Annotated in this window: 16 protein-coding genes; 9 read left to right on the forward strand and 7 right to left on the reverse strand. The window is 70.6% G+C overall.

Going from position 1 to position 20,098, the window contains the following annotated elements:
* Positions 1 to 466: 466 nt before the first annotated feature.
* From M0R80_24390 to M0R80_24410, 5 genes are all read right to left on the reverse strand, one after another.
* Positions 467 to 2,320 (reverse strand): IgGFc-binding protein, encoded by a 1,854-nt coding sequence (locus tag M0R80_24390; GenBank protein MCK9462773.1) that lies wholly within the window; start codon positions 2,318 to 2,320, stop codon positions 467 to 469.
* Entirely contained in the window at positions 2,317 to 3,912 is a 1,596-nt protein-coding gene (locus M0R80_24395; protein ID MCK9462774.1) for a FecR domain-containing protein, read from the reverse strand. The genes M0R80_24390 and M0R80_24395 overlap by 4 nt, the downstream gene beginning before the upstream one ends.
* Positions 3,900 to 4,514, reverse strand: coding sequence for an RNA polymerase sigma factor (locus M0R80_24400; protein MCK9462775.1), 615 nt, complete (start codon positions 4,512 to 4,514; stop codon positions 3,900 to 3,902). Before M0R80_24400 ends, M0R80_24395 begins: the two co-directional genes overlap by 13 nt.
* Before the next feature lie 82 nt (positions 4,515 to 4,596).
* Positions 4,597 to 5,688, reverse strand: a complete 1,092-nt coding sequence (locus M0R80_24405) for a hypothetical protein (protein ID MCK9462776.1) — start codon at positions 5,686 to 5,688, stop codon at positions 4,597 to 4,599.
* Positions 5,689 to 5,811: 123 nt separating this feature from the next.
* Complete coding sequence (locus M0R80_24410; GenBank protein MCK9462777.1) at positions 5,812 to 6,495, reverse strand: hypothetical protein; 684 nt, start codon at positions 6,493 to 6,495, stop codon at positions 5,812 to 5,814.
* A 281-nt stretch (positions 6,496 to 6,776) separates the two neighbouring features.
* On the opposite strand from M0R80_24410, the gene M0R80_24415 reads away from it, so the two are divergent.
* A complete protein-coding gene (locus M0R80_24415) occupies positions 6,777 to 7,853 on the forward strand; it encodes a C-type lectin domain-containing protein (protein ID MCK9462778.1) in 1,077 nt (358 codons plus the stop codon).
* 21 nt (positions 7,854 to 7,874) lie between these two features.
* Here the strand turns inward: M0R80_24415 and M0R80_24420 are convergent, their stop codons facing one another.
* The gene (locus M0R80_24420) at positions 7,875 to 8,372 is read right to left on the reverse strand and encodes a hypothetical protein (protein MCK9462779.1); all 498 of its coding nucleotides are present in this window, start codon (positions 8,370 to 8,372) and stop codon (positions 7,875 to 7,877) included.
* Positions 8,373 to 8,493: 121 nt separating this feature from the next.
* Between M0R80_24420 and M0R80_24425 the strand changes: the two genes are divergently transcribed.
* The gene (locus M0R80_24425; protein MCK9462780.1) at positions 8,494 to 8,895 is read left to right on the forward strand and encodes a hypothetical protein; all 402 of its coding nucleotides are present in this window, start codon (positions 8,494 to 8,496) and stop codon (positions 8,893 to 8,895) included.
* Positions 8,896 to 8,915: 20 nt separating this feature from the next.
* Here the strand turns inward: M0R80_24425 and M0R80_24430 are convergent, their stop codons facing one another.
* Positions 8,916 to 10,748 (reverse strand): hypothetical protein, encoded by a 1,833-nt coding sequence (locus M0R80_24430; GenBank protein ID MCK9462781.1) that lies wholly within the window; start codon positions 10,746 to 10,748, stop codon positions 8,916 to 8,918.
* Between the two features lie 136 nt (positions 10,749 to 10,884).
* On the opposite strand from M0R80_24430, the gene M0R80_24435 reads away from it, so the two are divergent.
* From M0R80_24435 to M0R80_24465, 7 genes are all read left to right on the forward strand, one after another.
* Complete coding sequence (locus M0R80_24435) at positions 10,885 to 11,553, forward strand: phosphatase PAP2 family protein (GenBank protein ID MCK9462782.1); 669 nt, start codon at positions 10,885 to 10,887, stop codon at positions 11,551 to 11,553.
* Between the two features lie 104 nt (positions 11,554 to 11,657).
* Positions 11,658 to 16,622 carry a sigma 54-interacting transcriptional regulator gene (locus M0R80_24440; GenBank protein ID MCK9462783.1) on the forward strand — a complete coding sequence of 1,655 codons (4,965 nt, stop codon included), beginning with the start codon at positions 11,658 to 11,660 and terminating at the stop codon, positions 16,620 to 16,622.
* Between the two features lie 13 nt (positions 16,623 to 16,635).
* Entirely contained in the window at positions 16,636 to 17,115 is a 480-nt protein-coding gene (locus M0R80_24445) for a hypothetical protein (protein ID MCK9462784.1), read from the forward strand.
* 37 nt (positions 17,116 to 17,152) lie between these two features.
* Complete coding sequence (locus M0R80_24450) at positions 17,153 to 17,692, forward strand: RNA polymerase sigma factor (protein ID MCK9462785.1); 540 nt, start codon at positions 17,153 to 17,155, stop codon at positions 17,690 to 17,692.
* Positions 17,676 to 18,086 carry a hypothetical protein gene (locus M0R80_24455; GenBank protein ID MCK9462786.1) on the forward strand — a complete coding sequence of 137 codons (411 nt, stop codon included), beginning with the start codon at positions 17,676 to 17,678 and terminating at the stop codon, positions 18,084 to 18,086. The genes M0R80_24450 and M0R80_24455 overlap by 17 nt, the downstream gene beginning before the upstream one ends.
* Before the next feature lie 23 nt (positions 18,087 to 18,109).
* A complete protein-coding gene (locus tag M0R80_24460; GenBank protein MCK9462787.1) occupies positions 18,110 to 18,760 on the forward strand; it encodes a hypothetical protein in 651 nt (216 codons plus the stop codon).
* 206 nt (positions 18,761 to 18,966) lie between these two features.
* The coding region (locus M0R80_24465; protein ID MCK9462788.1) for a collagen-like protein at positions 18,967 to 20,098 on the forward strand (1,132 nt) is incomplete at its 3' end.

Consider the following 20,098-nt stretch of genomic DNA (forward strand, 5'->3'; position numbering starts at 1 on the left):
GAACGAGAAGGTGCGGTCCACGGTCGTCTGTACGACCGAGTAGACGACGCCGGGCTCGAGGATGCGGATGGCGTTGACCACACTGTTGAATCGGACGTTCGGGGAAATGGTTGCGAGAAATCGACCGGGCGCAGAGAATTAGGGGAAAGACGGAGCCGAGTACAGGGATTCAGGATCTTTCCAGGAGGTACCCGAAACGAACGGGTGGCCAACTGGTATCTCTAAGGCCCGATTTTTGGGGCCCGATTTTTGGGGCGGTGCACCTTCCGGGCCACAAACGAGATGCAAACAAGTTCGGGTGGTTGCACCGCAGGCGGTGCCGGCGCGCCGGCTTGTTCCATCAAGATAGCGTGCAGTCCCGTTCAATTCGAATGGGAGAAGGGACAACCCGCGCATCGGAATCCCGCGCATGAATTGCGCGGGCTGGGAGCGGGAATGACGTCGATCCGAAAATCCGTGCCGCCGGCTACTCGATGACGATCGGGTTGGTGTGGCGCAGATCCGAGCCGGCCGGGTAGGAGATCGAGCCCGCGTTGTAGTAGCTGTAGAAGTACACGGCGATCGGGATCGTCGCGTCTTCCGGATCGTCGCCGGAGTAGACGATGTGCGCGCCGTCGTCGACCTCGCACTCCCACGCCTCGTAGGTGATGCCGTCGATCTCGCCGTCGACCCGCGGGCCGACGCACGTCGAGTCGACGTCGAGTCCGTCGTCGATGGTCGCGACCGCGCCCTGCGGCTTGGAGACGACGACGGCGTTGTACGCGAACCCCTCGCCGGTCGTGAAGACGTACAGCCCGCGCCGCTGGTCCACGGCCGGGATGTACATGAGCGACGAGTCGCCGGCCGGGCCGAACGGGTTCGGGACGTCACCGCCGGCCACGAGGAACTGCGCGACGTGCAGGTAGCCTTCGGACGCCTCCACGGTGAACCCCGTGTTCGTGAAGAGCTCGCGGTACTCGCCCGCGCCGAGCGTGAAGCTGTCGTTCGGCGAGGGCAGGCTCGTCGTCACCGTCGCGCCGTTGTAGGACATGATGCGGTAGTAGTCCTGCTCCGGAGTTCCCTCGCTGCGGATCGCCGAGTGGCTCACCACGAACTTCTGGGCCATCGCGGCGGACGGGAGGATCTGCTCCTCGAGGTGCTCGGCGCAGCAGGAGTCCTCGTAGATGTCCGTGTTCGAGACGAGCGACAGGTCGGTGCCGAAGAACACGGCCACGGGCCCGTCGGAGATCACCGTCGTGCCGGAGAGATCCGGGATGGTCGGGTCGACCAGGGTCATGAACCGGGTCTCGAGGTTGATCACGTCGAACGGGCCTATCACGAAGTCGGTCGGCGTGCCCGCCTCGATAGCGTCGATCCCCTCGCCGAGATCGATGTCGAACGACGGGGTCACGGTCACGGTCGTGGCCTCCTGCACGCCGACGATGGTGACGTAGCCGCGGTTCTTCGTGACCGACGCCACCGGGCCCGACGGCGTGTAGCCGACCACGATGTGGTCCTTGCCGAGCGCGGACGTCGGGAGGAGCAGCGAGGCGTCGTTGGAGAACTGCTGATCGAGCGTGTTGAACTGGTACGCCACGACCGGGACGTCCGAGGTGATCCGGAACGCGTCCGACGAGAGGCGGGTCTGCGGCCCGTCGTCGACGTGGTTGTCCGTGAAGTCGCCGCCGTCCACGTCGCGCCGCGGGAGCCGGAAGATGTAGAGGCCGAGCGGCTCGACCGCGTGCGTCTCGACGACCGAGAGCGAGAGCGGCTCGCCCTGCGGCGCCTCGTTGATCTCCACGGTCACGTTCGCAGAGATGCTGTTGCCGATGTTCGCCACCGCCACCGCGAACTGGCCCTCCGCGGCGTCGTCGACGAAGTTCTGCGCGTTGTCGAGATCCACCGCCCAGTACTCGCACCCGATGTTGCTCTGGGTCGCGGCCGCGATGTCGCACGGATCGCCGCCCTCGCATGCCCCGTCGACGCAGACCGCGCTGACCTCGGCGCAGTCCATGAACGGGGAGTAGCCCATGCCGTCGTCGTCGCAGACCAGGACGGTGTCGAGCTCGCAGATCGAGTCCCCGGGGATGCACTCGACGCAGCCGAGGTACGAGACGCACACCGCCTCGCACGACTCGACGAGCGTCCACTCGCCGCCCTCGCAGACGTTGTAGTCCTGGCCGGCGCAGTCGAAGGTCCCTTCCTCGCAGTCCCCGTCGGTGTCGGTGTCCGTGTCGCCCGCGGCGACGTCCTCGTTCGACACCTCGCACGCGCCGATGAGCGCCGCAAAAGAGAGCAGGGCGCCCGACGCGATCACGACCAACGTAGTGAACGGTTTCATTTCTTTCCTCCTTCGAGTTCGGTAAGCCGCGCGGCGGCTTGGGGCGCGGCGAACGCGTTCGGGTAGCTTCCGATGAAGGCCTCGAGCGCGTCGCGTTCGTCGTCCTCTCGGCCGAGGGCCCGTAGAGCGCGCGCCTTGCCGTAGAGCGCCTCCGGCGCCAGGGCGCCCTGGGCCGGCGTCTCCAGATAGCTGGCGTAGCACTCGAGCGCCTTCTCGGGCGCGCCGAGGCGTACGAGGCGCAGCTCGCCGAGGGAGACGAGCGAAGTCCGCGCTTCGGTGCTCTTCGGGTGGATGGATATCAGCTCTTCGTACGCCTCGGCCGCGGCGCCCCACTCGCGAGCCGCGCGCAACTCCTGCGCCCGCGCGAGCATCTCGGAGGCGCCCGCCTTCGCCGCCGCGCGGCTCGCGGCGCCTGCCTTCGGCGGCAGCTGCCCGAGCTCGAAAACCCGCGACAGCCGCTCGCTCCGCGCCAGCTCGACGAGCTCACGGACCGGCGCGCGGCCGTCCGCCGTGAGCTCCACGGTCCGGTGTCCGGACCGGACCAGCGCGGCGACGGGCGTCGATCCGAGGAGGACGCCGTCGAGCGAGACCTGCGCGCCGGTCGGCAGGCTCTGGATGTCGACCGCGGAGGCGGATTCGGAATCGGAAAGAAGATCGAGCATGCGCAGGCTCTGATCGAGGCGCCGCGACTCGGATTCCTCGAGCGGGCGCCTGCCCCCGCCGTCGAGCCTCGACGTCTCCCCGACGCCCAAGGCGCGCGGTGTCCGTCCGTTCGCGCGCAGGGAGACCTCGCCGCGCAGCACGCCGACGCGCGTCGTGCCGTCCGCGACGCCGACCTCGAACACGGTGCCCACGACGCCGACGGAGCCCGACGCGGTCGTCACCGAGAACGGCGGGCCGCTCCTCTTCGGTTCCACGGCCGCAACGACGTCGCCCGCGTCGACCCGCACCTCGACGGCGCCCTCGTCGAGAGAGGGGATACGCACGCGCGCGCCGGGCAGGAGCAGCAGCTTGATCCCGGAGTCGAGGGCGATCGCCAAAGCGCCCTCGGAGGCGACGAGCGTATCGCCGCGGGCGATGGCCCGCCCGGGCTCGAGGCCGATCTCGGTGCCGAGCAGGACGGCGCCGGAGGAGGGCGCGGGCGCCGACGGCGCGGCGATCTCGGCCGTCGCGGAATCGCGGCTCGCCGTCGATGCCGGTACGGGCGAGCGCGTGTCTTCGGCAAGGCGACCCACGGTCGCGGTCACGACCACGGCGGCGCACGCGGCCGCGGCTGCGACCGCGCCCAGGAGGGCGGCGCGTCGCCGGGCCGTCCCGGTGCGGGGCTTCGTGACTGCGGCCGCGGCCACCGCGTCGTCCAGCCATCGGCGCCGGGCGATGTCGTCCTCGATGTAGCGCGGCAGCTCGACCGGCCCGTCGATGCGCATCGCGGCGACGGCGCGTCGCTCGAGCCCGCACTCCGCACACTCCGCGACGTGCCGCTCGATGATCTCGAACTCGTCCGCGGAGAGGATCCGCCCGCCGGTCTGTTCTTCAAAGAGCCTCGCGACCAACTCGCAGCCGCTCGCGCCACCCTCGTTCATTCGTCCCATGCCGACATCTCCTTGGCCTCGCGCAACACGGGGTCGCGGGCGATCTTCGAGCGCAGCTGCCGCCGCGCGACCGCCAGCCGGTCTCGAACGGTGTTGATCTTCGCCCCCGTGAGCACGGCGATCTCCTCGATGCTGTGCCCCAAAACGAGCCGCAACGTGACGACCTCGCGGCGTTCCGGCGTCAGCGTGCCGACGATTGCGGTCAGCCGATCCGCGAGCGACGACTGCGCGAGGCGCCGATCCGCCCCGACGGCCCGGCTCACCCCTTCCGGCGCCGGATCGAGCTCGACGATCTGGCCGCGCCAGCGGCGGTGCTTCAGGTGGCGCATCGTCGTGCGCACCGCGATCTTCTCGGCCCACGTCTCGAGCGAGCTCTCCCCGCGGAACGAGCCGACCGAGCGCAGGATCTCGATCATCGCCATCTGCACGTAGTCGTCCGCGTCCGAGTCCCCGCCCGCGAGGTAGCGCACCGTGAGCGCCACGCGATCGAGCAGCAGATCCGCGAGCCTGCGCTGCGCCGCCCGATCGCCGGACGCGGACGCGAACGCGATCTGCGCGCCTATGTCGCTCGAGCGGGGAAGCTGTTTCGTGGACTGATGCATTACCTGCTTCCGCTCCGTTTCCGCCTTCTCGAATCCGCAGTGGGTGCAAGGCCGGAAAGCGGATGTCCCATTCGCCGTTCGGTCAGAAGAGCCATACGGCGAACCCCAGTCGGACGACCGGTTGCGCCGGCCACGTGTCCACGAGCGTCTCCCGCGTTTCGCCGCGGCGCGCGGTGTAGCGCTTGGCGTTCGCGAGCAGGACGACCCCGATCTCGGCGAAGACCGAGATCCGTTCGGTCGCGGCGAAGGACGCCCTGCCGGACGGCGCGAGCGCAACGATGACGTCGTTCTTGTCCGCGGCTTCCTCGATGTCCGCGGCCGTGTCCGAGACGTCCGCCTCGGCGAAATCGAGCAGCACGGCGACGGCCGCGCCCACCGACAGGCGGCCCACGCGGAAGTCGACGCCGAGGCCGAGCGAGAGCTCGTGCGAGGTGATCCGCACGTCCGCGAGCTCGCCGTTCCCCTCGATAGGCGCGGACAACGTGTACGCCGCGCCGGCCGTGAGGAAGCGCGCGAACCGGAAGTCGACGCCCAGGTGGAGGCCGTGGTTGAAGATCGTGTCCGCAAAGCGCGATCGCACGGCGTAGGCGAGCCTCATGGCGAGCCGGTCCGGAGCCGCGCGGGGCGCCTTTTCGGGGGCGGAGGGGGCGGGGACAGGGGGCGGGGCCGCGGCGGACGGCGCGGGATTCTCTCGCTCGGGTACCGCGACGCCGATGGTGCCGCCTGCGAGCAGCGCGCGCACCGACCCTTCGACGACGATGGCGATGCTCTCCGCCCGGCTGCGCACGTCGGCGATCTCGAGCTTGCGGACCAGGAGGCGCGTCCCGCGGCCGTCGGTGAGGTGCAGCAGCGCGTCCCGATCCGAGGAGAGGTCGCACCAGAAAACGGCGACCGTGTCGGACGACGCGGCGATCGCCGCGGCCGCGTCGAGTTGCTCGCGGGACGACGCGGCGAGCCGGTCCACGGAGAGATCGAGGAACGCCACGGCGAGCTCCCCGAGCCGGCTCGCGACCACCTCGACGACCGCGCGCGCCTGGTCGGATTGATCCTGCGCGTAGAGGAAGAACACCGCGGGCCCGGCGGCGGGCGCGTCCTCCGCCGCCGCCGGAGCGGCCGCGGACAGGACTACCGCGAGCGCCGCGAGCCGGCCGAACGCCTGGAACCGCGCATCCATCCCTCGATCCCTACTGGATGGCGGGCAAACTGACAACGTTCCCGCGTCGAGAGTGGCAACGCGGAACCTGGAACGCACTCATGCGTATGTGGCCCAAGGGTGCGCCTCGGCGTGCTGGACGAATCAGAAATTGTACCGGAGCTCGAGGCCGATGTGGTGCATGAACGGAAGATGATCCTGGTCCTCCGGTTCGTCGCACTCCTCGTGGCCGTCCACGTCGTGGCAGGAGGTGGGCCAGAACACGAGCCCGGCCCGGTAGTACGGGCCGAAGCCGAGCCCCGGCGCCCGCGAGAAGAAGTAGAACGTCGCGCCGGTGCGCAGCTCGAAGTCGACGCCGAGCAGGGTGTCCTTCACGGTCTCGTCCGTGGCGTCGATCTCGCCGCGGAACCTCAGGAGCGCGAAGCCGATGCCGAACCCGCCGTACGCCTCGACCCACCCCGTGATGGGAACGTGGAACTCCGCGCCACCCACGGTGCGGAAAAGGAACCCGTGATCGTGATTCATGCCGCGGACCGACGCGGGGAGGAGCGCGGTGCCGACATCGACGAACACCACCGCGTTCGGGATGATCCGCCAGAAGAAGCCGAGCGTCGCATCGAGCGACCCCACGAGGTGGGAGTCCCACGCATGGTGATCGCGGCAGAAATCGTCCTCCCCGCAGACCACTCCGCCGAGGCCGGCGTAGAGGCCGGGCCCGACCCGCTGCTTCCAAGGCTCGCCCCCGTTGAGCTGCCAGTTCCCAGCCGACGCCGGCAAACAAACCAAGAGCGCGCCGATGATGGCCGACGCCGCAACGATTCGCCGCATGTCACCCTCCTTCACACGAGCGCGCAAGCCGCGCCTGAAACCGGCGCGGCACACCAAGCAGTATTCGTGCCACGGGCGCACGGGAGCTGTTTTGGGGCCGGTTGCGCTCTGGGCGGCGCCCGGAGGGCGGCGCTCTCCATCAGAATGAACGACCTCTCCGTTCATTTCGGCGCAAAGAATCGGTGCCTTCGTTCGAGATGAGCACGACTTGCTGCGAGGCGCTAGCTGTCCTCCGGATGTGCTATCAATAAGAGAGCACCCTCGAACGGAAGGAGCGATTCATGCGCGCGATGTCTATCCTTGCCGCCCTCGGTCTCTGCCTCGCCCCGGCGAGCTGCGGGGACGGCGGCGGCGGCTCGGGCGGCGACTCGGACTCCGACTCGGATTCGGACGGCGACTCGGACACGGACTCCGACAGCGACGCGGATCTCTGCGGCAACGGCGTCATCGATCCCGGCGAGCTGTGCGACGCGGAGGGCGAGCCGAACGACAGGTGCGGCGACGACTGCGCGGTGACGTGCCTCGGCGACGAGGTGCTCGATCCGGACACGGGGCACTGCTACGTGATCAACGGCCACGTCGACTACTGGACCACGGGCCGCTGGCAGTGCCAGGAGATGGGGGAGGGCTTCGACCTCGTGGCGCCGACCACGATCGAGGAGATCTCCTTCCTGCACGGCGCGCTCGAGCTCGCTGAGTCGTGGGCGTACTGGACCGCCGGCCACACGGTGCTCGGCGAGACGGCGTTCAAGTGGGTCACCGGCGAGGAGTGGGCGTACGGAACGTCCGGAGAGCCGTGGCAGGGCGCCGAGCCGGACGACGTGACCTACGATCCCTACACCGACTGGTGCGTCGCGATGCGCACCGACGTGGACGGCGCCGAGCCGTGGCTCGTGCTCGAGGACTTCACCTGCGGCGGCGCGGACACCATCTGCGAGTGGACGCCGCCCGGCACGGTCCCGACACCCGAGCAGGCGTTCCTCGCGGGGATGTCCGGGAGGTGGCACGCGAGCATCGGCGCGAGCTACACGGCCGGCTGCATCTGCCTCAACCTGGACTCGGGGGGCGGCGTCGAGCTGCCGTCCGGGATTGCGTTCTCCGACACCGGGCTCGACATCGACGCGGGCGACATCGTGGAGCTCGATCCCGAGACGGGCTGGGTCGACATCCTCGTGAAGGTCGACACGACGACCGACGAGTTCCATTGGCACATCCAGGGCACGGTCGACGCGGCGTTCGAGTCGTTCACCGGCAACTGGGTCGGGGTCGAGGATGCGTTCTGGGACGACGCGTTGACCATGGATCGCAGCGAGCAGACGTGCCAGGAGCTCTCCGGGACGAGCGGCGCGCCCTGCTGAGCGCCTTCGGCTCGATCGTGTCTAGGGCTTGGCGCTCGAGTAGCAGCGGCGGCGCAGATCCGAGCTCGAGATGAGGCCGCACTCGCCCGGGCTCTTGCCCACGAGCGCGTAGCAGTAGTGGCGCAGATCGCCGTCGCCTATCAGACCGCACTCGCCGGTGCTCTTCTGGCTCTTCGCGTAGCAGAAGTGGCGGCGGTCCGAGCTCGAGATGAGGCCGCACTCGCCGCTCGAGCCGCCCGTCTCGGCGTAGCACTGGTGGCGCACGTCGCTGTCCGAGATCAGGCCGCACTCGCCCGAGCTCCTCCCGACGACCGCGTAACAGTAGTGGCGCTTGTCGCCGTTCGAGATGAGGCCGCACTCGCCTGTCGACGAGCTCGAGAGGGCGTAGCACAGGTGGCGCTCGTCCGGGTCCGAGATGAGGCCGCACTCGGACGCCGCGGCGATCCGCGCGAACGCGATCGCGGCGAGGAGGGCGATGGTGGCGAGGGCCACGAGCGCCCCGCGGTGGTGGTTCTTCATGGGGAGTCTCCTATCGTATGGCATGAGCATAGGACTCTCGTTGCCCGCCCGGAATTTAATCCATGCGCGCCGATCGCTCCAGCCGCGTGACGGCCGGGGCGAGTCGGCATATCCTCGGACGATGACGTCCAGTCCCGCCGCATGGCTCGCGATCCTCCTCGGCGCCATCGCCTGCTCGGGCGACGGCGGTGCGCTCTCGGCGGCGGCGGCGGAGCGGGAGATCGACGCGCTCCACGGGCTCTACGATGCGCAGCAGTTCGGGACGATCTACAGGGACGGCACCGCCGGGATGCGGCTGCTCTCCACCTTGGATCAGGCCGTCGCGTTCTACCAGAAGAACTACGAACGGCTCGGGCGCGTGCAGGGGTCGAAGACCGCGTCGTGGAGCCAGGGCGCCACGAACGGCATGGATTCGATCACCGTCGTCCGGAAGACGCGGTTCGAGCGCGGGAGCGCGACGGAGTCGTTCACCTTCGTCGAGAAGGGCGGGAAGATCGTCCTCGCGGGGTACGATCTCGAGTAGCGGCCGGCGCGGCCCGGGGCCTACTCCACGCCGGGGTTGATCGCGGCGAGCCCCATGCCGCCGACGTACGCGTAGGAATCGTACGAGTCCCAGCCCACGACGATCACGCCGAGGCCGTCGACGCCGTTCTCGCTCTCGAGCGTGTGCACGCCGTCCATGCCCGTCCCCACGTGCCGTGCGACCTCGTAGCCCGACTCCGCGATCTCGTGGAACTCTGAGTCCGGCACTTCGACGCCGTCGAGCAGCACCGCGCTCCCGGCGACGCGCGTGATCACGAGCCCGTCGTTCACCCACGTCGTGGGGATGAGCACGACGTACCGCGTGAGGAACTGCTGCACCGGGCTCAGGAGCGCCATCGCCGGATCGCCGATGCTCCCGGCGTAGGAGTTCTCGGAGCCGGTCATGTACTGCATCACGGAGATCGGCTTGTTCGCCTCGATGACGAAGTCGCCCGGCTCCGAGGACGGGCCCGCGGTGTAGAATTGGAGCATCTCGCCCTGGTCCAGGTAGGACGGGGAGGACGGGAGGCCGGTGACGCCCGGGTTCGCGGCGAGGTTCACCTCGGTGGCGTCCTCGCTCGCGTAGATCTGCCAGAGGACAACCTCCGCGGTGCTGCCCGTGCTGCGGACCGGCATGCGCGACGCGATGAACGTGTCGCCCCAGAACCGGATCCCGGTGAGCTGCTCCTCGAGGTGGTCGCACGCGTAGACCTGGAACGGGATGAACGCGCACTCTTGCCCGGAGAACACGGCGATCGGGTGATCCGCGTTGCTCGTGATCCGGCTGCCGGTCATCGTGGCGTACGGCGCGTTCGTCTCCACCTCGAGCACGTCGCCCTCGTCGAGCGAGGCGGTGAAGGTCGTGGCCGTGCCGGGGACGACGCCGCCCGCCAGCGGCGCCGAGGAGGGGGTCACCGTGAGCTCCGTGCCGTCTGCCGTCGCGACGACGACGAAGTAGGCGCGCATGTCGCCGTCGCATGTCGACGAGCAGCTCTGCTGCCACCCGACCACGTCGTACGTCTCGCTGAGCGACGTGACCGGGACGAGCATCGACGCATCCGAGAGGTACGACGAGGCGCCGTTGACCGGGTTGAACTGGTACGCGATGATCGGGATGTCCGAGACGACCTTGTAGGTGCCCTTGGCCATCACGCCCGACGTGTTCATGTGGAAGTCGGGAAGGTTGAAGGTGTTGAGGCTCATCGCGGGCACGACCGCGCTCGTGTAGAGATCCCACGCGAGCGTCGACGTGTTGCCCTTGTAGACGGTGACGGTGGCCGGCTCTGTCTCGTTGACGTTGGAGACCGCCACCGCGTACTGCGAGGTCTCCACCGAGTCGTGCGAGTCGAGATCGACGGCGTAGAACAGGCAGCCGACCGTCGTCGTCGCCAGGGCGGCCTCCTCGCACGTCTCCGGGATGCCCATGGGCGGCGTGTCGGTGTCCGGCGGCTCGTCCTCCACGCCGTCGCAATCGTCGTCCGTGAAGTTGTCCAGGATCTCCTCGGCGCCGGGGTGGATGGTCTCGTCGTCGTCGTCGCAGTCGAACGGCAGGCACCAGCCGTCGTCGTCCTCGTCGGTGCACTCCGGGGACGTGTCGGTGTCGGTGTCCGCATCGGTGTCGGCATCGGTGTCCGCGTCCGTGTCGGCGTCGGTGTCGGCATCCGAGTCCGAATCCGAATCGGCGTCCGTGTCGCTGTCGATGTCCGTGTCGGAATCGGAATCCGTGTCGCTGTCGGTGTCGGCGTCGTTCGCGCCGAACCCGCTCGACTTCTCGCACGAGGGGCTGCCGAGGAGGAGCAGAGCCGCGACGCCTAGCGACGCGACGGACCATCCGCAGTGTATTCTCGAAAGCATCTCGACACCTCCCCGTGCGCGGCGCGTCTGCCGCAGCGGACCCGCCGGCTCACAAAAGTTGTGCGGCTCACACCCGTCCAGTGTAATGAAGGCGACCGGGATCTGCAAACGTGCCGGTTTCGGGCGGAGGATGAGGATGGTCGCGCGTTCGACGACGTTGTGGATCGGCTGCGGCCTCGCGATCGCGGCCGTGATCCCTTTCGCCGCCCCGTTCGATCTCGAGGTTTCGAGCGCCGTGGCCAGGCTCGACGATGGGTTCGCCGCGCTCGTCCAGGACCACGGCACGCACCCGGCGCTCGTGCTCTACGTCGCCGCGATCGTCTGCCTGGGCGTGCCTTCCCTGCGTCGCCGTTCGTCGCTCGCCGCGCGCGCCGCGTCGGCGGTGCTCGTGCAGGCGCTCGCCCACACCATGTTCGCGGTGAACGCGATCAAGTTTCTCTGGGGGCGGGAGCGCTTCGCCTCGGTCGTCGCGGGAGACGCCTCCTTCTCTCCTGTCTGGACGCTCGATCCCGGGGGCGGCGGGATGTCGTTCCCGTCCGGCCACGTGGCGACCGCGCTCGTGCTCCTGCCCGCGGCGCTCCTCCTTCTGCGCGAAGGGAGACGAGGCGGAGGCGCCGTCGTCGTCGTCGGCTCGGCGCTGTACGCCGCCGCGATCGCCTGGGGACGGCTCCGGCTCGGCGCGCACTACCTCACGGACGTCCTGTTCTCCGCCGGGACGGCGGTCCTGTTCGCGCCGCTCTCCGTCGCCCTCGGCGACCGTTACCTCGCGCTGTTCGAACGCGCCGCAGGGGGCTCTCGCGAGTAGCAACTCGGTAGACAACCAATTCGGCAAGTGCAACTCTTCATGTGGAAAGCAAAAATAGAATTCGCATAGGAATACGAAGGCGAACCTGAGCAACGGAGTTGACGATGGATCGCGCGACCCTGGCGGTGATCAACCGGCGCTACGAGCTGCTCGAGCGTCTCGGCGAGGGTTCGCAGGGCGCGGTGTTCGCTGCGCGGGATCGGCTCTTCCCCCGGCGCGAGCTCGCCCTCAAGGTCGTGACGGCACGGGTGAGCGAGGCGTTGATGCGGTTCGAGTTCGCGGAGCTCGCGAAGCTCGAGCACCCGCACCTCGCGCGCGTGTACGACCTCGGCCGCGTCGAGGAGGCGGAGGGGGCGGTCGCGCCTGCGGTGGGAGCCCTGTTCTTCACCCAGGAGCGCGTCCCCGGAGTCCGCGCCGACGAGTGGTGCGCGGCGCTCCCGGAGAACGAGCGGTGCGAGGCCGCGGCGAGGATAGGCGTCGCGGTGGCCCGGGCGCTCGCGGCGCTGCACCGCAAGCGGCTCATGCACCGGGACGTCAAGCCGTCGAACATCCTCGTGAGCGGCGCCCCCGGGGCGCCTGCGGTCAAGCTGATCGACCTCGGGCTCGCGGGGCGCGCCGGCGCGGCGGACGGGTTGCGCGCGGGGACGCTCGGATACATCGCGCCGGAGGCCGCGGCCGGGTTCGCGGAGGAGCGCTCGGACCTCTTCAGCCTCGGCGCCGCTCTCGCGACCATCGCGACCGGGCGCCCGCCCCACGCGGCCGTGGAGCCTCTCGCCGGGACGGCCACCGCCGAGCGTGCCGCCTTCTGGGACGTCGTGCGGCGGCTCGCCGCCAGGCGACCGGCCGATCGCTTCGACTCGGCGCGCGAGGTCGTGCTCGCGTTGGGGCGCGCGTTCGGCGCCGATCTGCTCGGCGGCGATCGCGGCGGGGAGGCGCTCGACGCGGCGAGCGAGATCGAGGACCCGGCGGCCGGCAGGTCGAGTTGGCGCTCGGCGGAGCTCGTGGGCAGGGACGAGGAGCTCGCTGCGTTCACGACGGCGGTCCGCGACGCGCTCGCACCGGGCGCGCGCAGGCCGAGGTTCGTGTTCGTCACCGGTCCCGCGGGCGTCGGGAAGACCCGGCTGACCCGGGCGGCGCTCGTCGCGTGGCAGCTCGACTCCTCCGCCCGCCTCGCGGCGCCGCCGCTCGTCCTTGTCGGGACCGCCGCAGAGCTCGTCGCTGCCGTGCGCGGGGAGGCCGGCGCGGACGAGACGCTCGAGACGGCGCGCCTCTTCGGGAGGCTGCGCGGCCCGACGGTCTGCGTCGTCGACGACGGCGACAGCCGGCTCGCGGGGGAGCTCGTGCAGAGTCTCGCCGCCGCCGGAGAGCCGGCGCCTGGCGAGGGCGCGCCTTTGTGCCTGGTCGTGACCATGCGCGATGCGGAGCTCGCACGGCTCGCCGCCGAGACGACGGGCGCCGTCCTCCTGGAGCTGGGCCCCTTGTCCGAAGCCGCGGAGGCCGCGCTCATCGAGGACGCGCTGCGCGAGGTGCCGAGCGTGCGGCTCAGGCAGGCGATCCGGGAGCGGACCTCCGGCATCCCGCTCCTCACCGAGATGGCGCTCTCCTCATTGGCGGGGTTGCCGCGTGCGGCCGCGGACGCCGCGCGGCTCTCTCGGGCGCTCGCGCTCCCGGCCGAGGCGATGGGGCTCGTGGTCGGCGCGCTCGCGTCGGCGCTCTCTCCCGACGCCCGGAGCGCGGTCGAGGCGATGGCGGCGCTCGGTGAGCCCGCGCCCGCGGAGGTCGTCGCCGAGGTGGGTGATCTGCGCGATCGAGCGGCGGTCGACGAGGCGGCGTACGCGCTCGAGCAGCGGGGGCTCTCGGCGCGAGGCGCAGGCGATCGCGCGGGGATGCGGAGATCCGTCGCCGACGCCGTGCTCGACGGGCTCGCCGCGGAGCGTCGGCGCGAGCTGTGCCGGAGGGCCTTCGACGCGCTGTCGCGACCGCCGGCCGCCTCGCCGGCGGTGCTCGCCCGGTGCGCCGCCCGCGCCGAGATCGCCGCCGAGGCCGCTCGCTGGGCGCGCCGCGCCGCGGAGGTCGCCGAGGCCGAAGGCGCTCTCGTCGACGCCGCGCGGTCGACGGCGATCGAGCTCGACTTCGCCGGGGCCGGCGAGAGGGACGATACGGCGCTCCGCCTCGCCGCGCTCTGCCGGCAGACCGGCGCGTACGATCGCGCCGCGGCGTTGGCCGAGCCGTTGGCACATGGGGAGGGCCCGCTCCCGGGGCGCGCCCGTGTCGAGCTCGCGGCCGTCCGGCGCCTTCTGGGCAGACCCGACGACGCGCTCGAGGCCCTCGACGGCCTCGACCGCGACGCGCCGCCCGATGTCGCGCTCGAGGCGAGGGTGATCCGGGCGCGGATCGCGCTCGACAAGGGTGAGGTCGCGGCCGCGAGCCGTGCGCTCGAGGGGATTGCCGGAGACGCGGATCCCCGCATGATCCGCTCCGGCGCGCTCGCCGCGAAAGGGCTCGTCGCCTGGCACGGCGGGGACGCAGTCACCGCCCGCAGGCTCTGGACGCAGGGACGCGACGCCGCGCGCGTGATGGGTGCCACGGCCCACGAGGCGCGATTCTGCGGGCTGCTCGGCATGGCGGCGCACGTCGAGCGGGGATTCGCCGAGGCCGCCGGGTGCTACGGGGCCGCGCTCGCGCTCGCGGATCGCGCCGGGGACGCGCACGGTGCGGCGACTTACGCCGTGAACCTCGCGGCGATCGCCACCGAGACTGGCGACGTCGCCGAGGCGCTCGTGCGCTATCGCGACGGCATGGCGCGCCTGCTCCGGACCGGTCGTCGCGCCGAGGTGATCACCGCGAGGGCGAACTACGCGCAGCTCCTGCTCCGGCTGGGCGACGTCGCCGGAGCCGATCGCGCCTCGCGGCGGGTCGAAGAGGACGCCGCGGCCGCGGGGCTCCCGCCCATGTCGGTCGGGGTCGCCCTGTGCGTGCGCGGCGACGTGCTGCTCGCGCTCGGCGATCCGAGAGCGGCCCGCGAGCGCCTCCTGGCCGCCGAGAGGCTGCTCGAGGCCGCGGGAGGCCCAGCGCTCGACGCCTGCAGGCGTCACCTCGTCGAGGCGGCGGTCGCCGAGGGCGATTCGTCGTCGGCGGGCGCGCTGCTTCTCGGGCTCGGGCCCCCGTCCGCCGGGCCTGCGGCCGAGGAACGGCTCGCGCGCCTTCACCTCGGGCTCGCGGTCGCGGTGCTGCGCGCCCAGGGGGTCGGCCCGGCGCTCGACGCGCTCGTCGACGCGCTGGAAGGCGCCGGCCCTTTGCCGCTCGACGCGGGCGCGATGCGCGTGCTCGTCACCGCGGCGACCGCGGCGCGGGAGCTCGGCCGGCAGGAGCTCGCCCGCGATTTTGCCGCTCGCGGGGACGATCTCGCCGCGCGCCTGCGGAGCGTGACGCCGTCGCTGCACCGGCCAGAGGCGTATCGCTGGCACGCCGAGCTGCGCGCCCTCGGCAGCCCGGGGCGCGACCTCCCGGACGCGGGCGATCCGTCCGGCTGGGAGCGGCTCGTCAAGATCAACACCCGGTTGAACTCCGAGACGCGGATCGGCCCGCTCCTCGATCTCATCATGGACAACGCGCTCGAGGTGACGCGGGGGGAGCGCGGCTTCCTCCTGCTCCGCGATCCGTCGGGCGCGATCCGGATCCGCTCGGCCCGGAACATCGACCGCGAGCGGCTCGCGAAGGACGAGCAGGACTACTCCCGCGGCGTGGCCGAGCGCGTCCTCCGGGAAGGCGAGCCCATCGTCACGACCGACGCGCACTCCGACGCGCGTCTCCAGGAGTACCGCAGCGTGATCGCCCTCCACCTGCGCGTCATCGTCGCGGTGCCGCTGCAGGTCGCCGGCCGCGTCGACGGGGTCATCTACGTCGACAGCCGGGCGGGCGCCCAGCTCGACGAGGGCCGGCTCGCCGTGCTCACGGCGTTCGCGGATCAGGCGGCGATCGCGCTCACGAACGCGCGGCTGCGCGCCGACAACCTGCGCCGGCGGTCGCGGATCGAGAAGCTCAACCGGATGCTCGCCTCCCGCCTCGAGAAGCGAGAGGACGAGCTCGCCCGCGTGAAGCGCGATCTCGAGCGTCGGACCAAGGATCTCGAGGGCCGCAGCGCCTACTCGGGGATCGTCGGCACGGCGCCCAAGATGCGGGAGATGTTCCGCGTGCTCGATCGCATCGCGGGCTCCGACGTGCCGGTCGTGATCTCCGGGGAGTCGGGCACGGGCAAGGAGCTCGTCGCCAAGGCGATCCACTTCGCGGGCGCGCGCAAGCTCATGCCGTTCGTCGCCGAGAACTGCGCGGCGATCCCGCCGACGCTGCTCGAGTCGATCCTGTTCGGCCACGTGCGCGGGGCGTTCACCGGCGCGACCAAGGACGCGCCGGGGCTCTTCGTCGAGGCGGATCGGGGGACGCTGTTCCTCGACGAGATCGGCGAGCTGCCGCAGGAGCTTCAGGTCAAGCTGCTGCGGGCGCTCCAGGAGGGTGAGGTGCGGCCGGTCGGCGGGAGCCGGACGATCCGCGTCGACGTGCGAATCGTGGCCGCCACCAACCAGGATCTCGCGCAGCTCGTCCAGGAGAAGAGGTTTCGCGACGACTTGTACTACCGGCTGCACGTCATGGAGGTGCGGATGCCGCCCCTGCGGGAGCGGCGCGAGGACGTGCCGATCCTCGTCGAGCACTTCCTCTCGAAGCACGCGGGGGAGCGGCAGGTACGCGTCGACGCCGCGGCGCTCGAGGCGCTCGCCGCGTACGCCTGGCCGGGCAACGTGCGCCAGCTCGAGAACGAGATCTTGCGCGCCCTCGTGCTGTGCGATGACAGGCTGGGCGTGGAGCACCTCTCGGACGCCGTGTCCCAGGCGTCGCGGAGCGGCGCGCCCGAGCTCGCGGACCTCGACATGGAGCGGCAGCTCGGGCTCCTGCAGCGGCGGCTCGTGCGCGCGGCCCTGCATCGCTCGGGCGGCAACCGCACCAAGGCGGCGGAGCTGCTCGGCGTGTCGCGCTTCGGGCTGCAGAAGATGCTCGCGCGGATGGGGGAGTGAAAGGGTGGACGTCATGACAACTCGTTTGGTCTGGCCGTTCCTCGTGGTGTTGCCGCTCGCGCTCGCGTCCTGTGCGAAGCCGGTCGACGAAGGGCAGGGGACCGGTCCGCAGCCGTTCGTGCTGCCGCAGGCCCCGTTCCTTCCGCCGAAGGTCGACGCCCCGCGCGAGTGCGGGGACGAGGCCGTCAGGTCGCGCTTCGAGGCGTGCAAGGCCGCGGCCGGGAGGCACGAGCAGTCTGCGTGCGAGGCGGCCGGCGGCACGTGGGGGCGCATCGGCCTGCACGAGGGCTGCAACTGCCCGACCGGTCAGGGAGGCTGCCCGTGCAAGCGCTTGGGCGACTGCCTCGCGGAGTGCGTCTCCTACACGAACGGCCAGGGCTGTCCGAAGACCCCGGCCGCGGGCACGTGGCGCTGCACGGAGTACCACGATGTCGTTGGATGCCACTGCTTCCTGGACGACAACGGGGAGATGGACTCGATCTGCGTCGATTGAGCCCGCGCCGCGGACCTGTCATATACTGTCCTTCCCCATGCCACTACCGGGTGAGATGAGCGCGGAGCGAACGGCGGCCGAGACCGCGGCACGACACCACGCAGGCCTCTTCCGCTTCGCGCTCGCGTTGGCCGGCGGGGACCGGCAAGAGGCGGAGGAGATCGTGCAGAGCTGCTACCTGGAGGTGCTGGAAGGCCGCGTCGACCTCGAAGGCGCGAACGATCCGCGCGCCTTCCTGTTCGGGGTGGCCCGCCGGATCGCGGCCTCCCGCCGCCGCCGCCGCTCGGTCCTCGGCCGAATCCTCCGGCTCGACTTCGAGCGCCGGGAGACGACGCACCGCCCCGATCCGGAGCAGGAGTCGGCCGGCGCAGAGATGGCCGGCCGCGTGCGGGCGGCGATGGGGCGGCTCGAAGGCCGCCAGCTCGAGGTCGCGGCGCTCGTGTTCGGCGAGGGGCTCACCGTGGAGCAGGCCGCGGCCGCCATGGGCGTCGGGGTCGGCTCGGCGAGGACGCACTACCATCGGGCCAAGCTCAAGCTGGCCCGCCTGCTGGAGGACGAAGATGTCGACGCGGAATGACGAGGAGCTCGAGCGGCTCGTCCGCGAGGTGGCGGCGCGCGAGCCGGTGCCGGAGTTCGAGCAGATCTGGCGGCGCGCGAAGGCCCGGGTCGGCAAGGCCGGCTCCCGGGGCGGGGCGTGGCAGTGGGCGCTCGGACCCGCGCTCGTGGCCGTGTCGATCGCCGTCGTCGTCGTCGCCGCGAGGGGCTTGCCGGTAGCGGAAACGCCCGTCGCGCCGATCGCGGGCGGCGTCCAGGCAGACAACCCGATCGTCGCGGTCGCGGACGCCGGCGCCGGCGCCAGCACCGCGCGGACGGAGGAGCCGGACAAGGCGGAGTCGGCAACCGAGACGGACGGGCTGTACGTCGCGGGCACCGACTTCCTTCTGGAGATGGATCTTCCGACCTGGAACTAGGCCGGAGAAAGGGACGAACCGTTATGTCGAAGCACATCGTCATCGTGATCGCCGTCGGCGCGATGCTCGCCGCCACGCCGGCGCTCGCGCAGGGCAAGGGCAAGGGACAGGGTGCGCCCGGGAAGGCGAAGCAGGGATTGGCCGGGCCGAAGGTGGGTGGACCGCACATGGGCGGGCCGGGCATGGGACCCCACCGCGGGCGCGGCGGAGGGGAAGGGATGCGCGGCGAGCTCATGGAGAGCCTCCACCCGGTCGAGCTGATCCGCAGGAACGCGACCGAGATCAAGCTCACGGACGGGCAGATCGAGAAGCTGCGCAAGATCGTTTCCGACGTGCGCAACGAGATCGAGCAGCTCGAGTGGGATCTGGAGCGCGAGAATGGGAAGCTCGTGGCGCTCGTGAGGAAGAACGGGACGAAAGAGGAGATTTACGCGCAGCTCGACGTGATGTTCGGCTATGAAAACAAGATCAAGAAGAAGCACCTCGGGCTCCTCGTCGTCGTCCGCGACGTGCTGAACGCCAAGCAGCGCGGCCAGCTCGACAAGATCAAGGATGAGCTGAAGCAGGATCGCGCGCGGTGGCGGGACGCGCGCCCCGACCACGGCCCCGGCGGTCCCGGGATGATGCCTCCTCCTCCTCCTCCCGGTCCTCCCGGCCCGCGAATGGACTTCTGATCACGCTACCCTCAGCACCGCAACAGAGCAGAATCTCGTTCAGTTCGAAGAAGATGGCAGCTCATTTTGATTGATCTCGCCGCCGTGCAGGCAGCGGACGAGACGTAACCTGCCCAAGCTATTCCATTCATGACGGTGGCCTGGAAGATGCAACGCTTCGAGTGCCAGGCCGCTTCGTCATTCTCAAATGACAGGAGAAAAGCCGTATGAAGATACTCAAAGGCATTGCTCTGCTCTTCCTGCTCTTACTGGCACCCGCGTGCGGAGAGAACCTGGTGAGCGAGCCTCTCATCGCCGGTGCGGACGAGCCGCCGGGACCGAACTGCCTGAACGGAGGTATCGAGTACACTACCCCAGACGGGATCGACTACGTCTGTGACGGCGATACCGGACTGACCGGGCCCGCCGGCGCGACGGGACCGCAGGGCTCGACCGGGCCCACCGGAGAATCCGGCGCTGCGGGTTCGGACGGGCAGTCCGTGGTCGGTGCTTCCGAAGCCCCGGGCGCCAACTGCACCTACGGCGGCGTCGCGTACATCTCCGTGACCGGAACCGACTACGTCTGCAACGGCGCTCCGGGATCGACGGGCGCTGCCGGCGCGACCGGACCGCAGGGCCCGACAGGGGCCACAGGGTCACAGGGCGCGACGGGCGACACCGGTTCGCAGGGCCCGAAGGGCGACACCGGGGACACGGGTGAAACGGGTCCGGCCGGAGAAGCGGGCGACGCAGGCCCGGCGGGCTCGGATGGTCTGGATGGTCTAGATGGTCTGGACGGTCTGGACGGCGAATCCGTCGTCGGCGCCAGCGAAGCTCCAGGTGACAACTGCACCTACGGCGGCGTCGCGTACACCTCCGCATCTGGAATCGACTATGTTTGTAATGGCGCTGATGGCTTGCCGGGTGTTGATGGCTTGCCGGGTGAGGATGGCGTCGATGGAACGGCCGGCGCGACGGGACCGCAGGGCCCGATAGGAGAAACCGGGCTGCAGGGCGCGCCGGGTCTGGACGGAGCAACCGGCGCAACAGGACCGGCCGGAGCAACAGGCGCCGCGGGTCTGGACGGAGCAATCGGCGCAACAGGACCGGCCGGAGCAACAGGCGCCGCGGGTCTCGACGGAGCAGTCGGTGCGACAGGTCCAGCCGGAGCAACAGGCGCCGCGGGTCTGGACGGAGCAATCGGCGCAACAGGACCGGCCGGTCTGAACGGTCTGGACGGTCTGGACGGTCTGAACGGTCTGGATGGTTTGGATGGCGAATCCGTCGTCGGCGCCAGCGAAGCTCCAGGTGACAACTGCACCTACGGCGGCGTCGCGTACACCTCGGCGACCGGAATCG

The organism is Pseudomonadota bacterium (genome assembly GCA_023229365.1).
Classification (GTDB): domain Bacteria; phylum Myxococcota_A; class Polyangia; order JAAYKL01; family JAAYKL01; genus JALNZK01.

Excerpts from the sequence above, each read along its gene's own strand:
- M0R80_24390 (MCK9462773.1), bottom strand. The coding sequence starts at position 2,320 with ATGAAACCGTTCACTACGTTGGTCGTGATCGCGTCGGGCGCCCTGCTC.
- M0R80_24395 (MCK9462774.1), bottom strand. The coding sequence starts at position 3,912 with ATGGGACGAATGAACGAGGGTGGCGCGAGCGGCTGCGAGTTGGTCGCG.
- M0R80_24400 (MCK9462775.1), bottom strand. The coding sequence starts at position 4,514 with ATGCATCAGTCCACGAAACAGCTTCCCCGCTCGAGCGACATAGGCGCG.
- M0R80_24405 (MCK9462776.1), bottom strand. The coding sequence starts at position 5,688 with ATGGATGCGCGGTTCCAGGCGTTCGGCCGGCTCGCGGCGCTCGCGGTA.
- M0R80_24410 (MCK9462777.1), bottom strand. The coding sequence starts at position 6,495 with ATGCGGCGAATCGTTGCGGCGTCGGCCATCATCGGCGCGCTCTTGGTT.
- M0R80_24415 (MCK9462778.1), top strand. The coding sequence starts at position 6,777 with ATGCGCGCGATGTCTATCCTTGCCGCCCTCGGTCTCTGCCTCGCCCCG.
- M0R80_24420 (MCK9462779.1), bottom strand. The coding sequence starts at position 8,372 with ATGAAGAACCACCACCGCGGGGCGCTCGTGGCCCTCGCCACCATCGCC.
- M0R80_24425 (MCK9462780.1), top strand. The coding sequence starts at position 8,494 with ATGACGTCCAGTCCCGCCGCATGGCTCGCGATCCTCCTCGGCGCCATC.
- M0R80_24430 (MCK9462781.1), bottom strand. The coding sequence starts at position 10,748 with ATGCTTTCGAGAATACACTGCGGATGGTCCGTCGCGTCGCTAGGCGTC.
- M0R80_24435 (MCK9462782.1), top strand. The coding sequence starts at position 10,885 with ATGGTCGCGCGTTCGACGACGTTGTGGATCGGCTGCGGCCTCGCGATC.
- M0R80_24440 (MCK9462783.1), top strand. The coding sequence starts at position 11,658 with ATGGATCGCGCGACCCTGGCGGTGATCAACCGGCGCTACGAGCTGCTC.
- M0R80_24445 (MCK9462784.1), top strand. The coding sequence starts at position 16,636 with ATGACAACTCGTTTGGTCTGGCCGTTCCTCGTGGTGTTGCCGCTCGCG.
- M0R80_24450 (MCK9462785.1), top strand. The coding sequence starts at position 17,153 with ATGCCACTACCGGGTGAGATGAGCGCGGAGCGAACGGCGGCCGAGACC.
- M0R80_24455 (MCK9462786.1), top strand. The coding sequence starts at position 17,676 with ATGTCGACGCGGAATGACGAGGAGCTCGAGCGGCTCGTCCGCGAGGTG.
- M0R80_24460 (MCK9462787.1), top strand. The coding sequence starts at position 18,110 with ATGTCGAAGCACATCGTCATCGTGATCGCCGTCGGCGCGATGCTCGCC.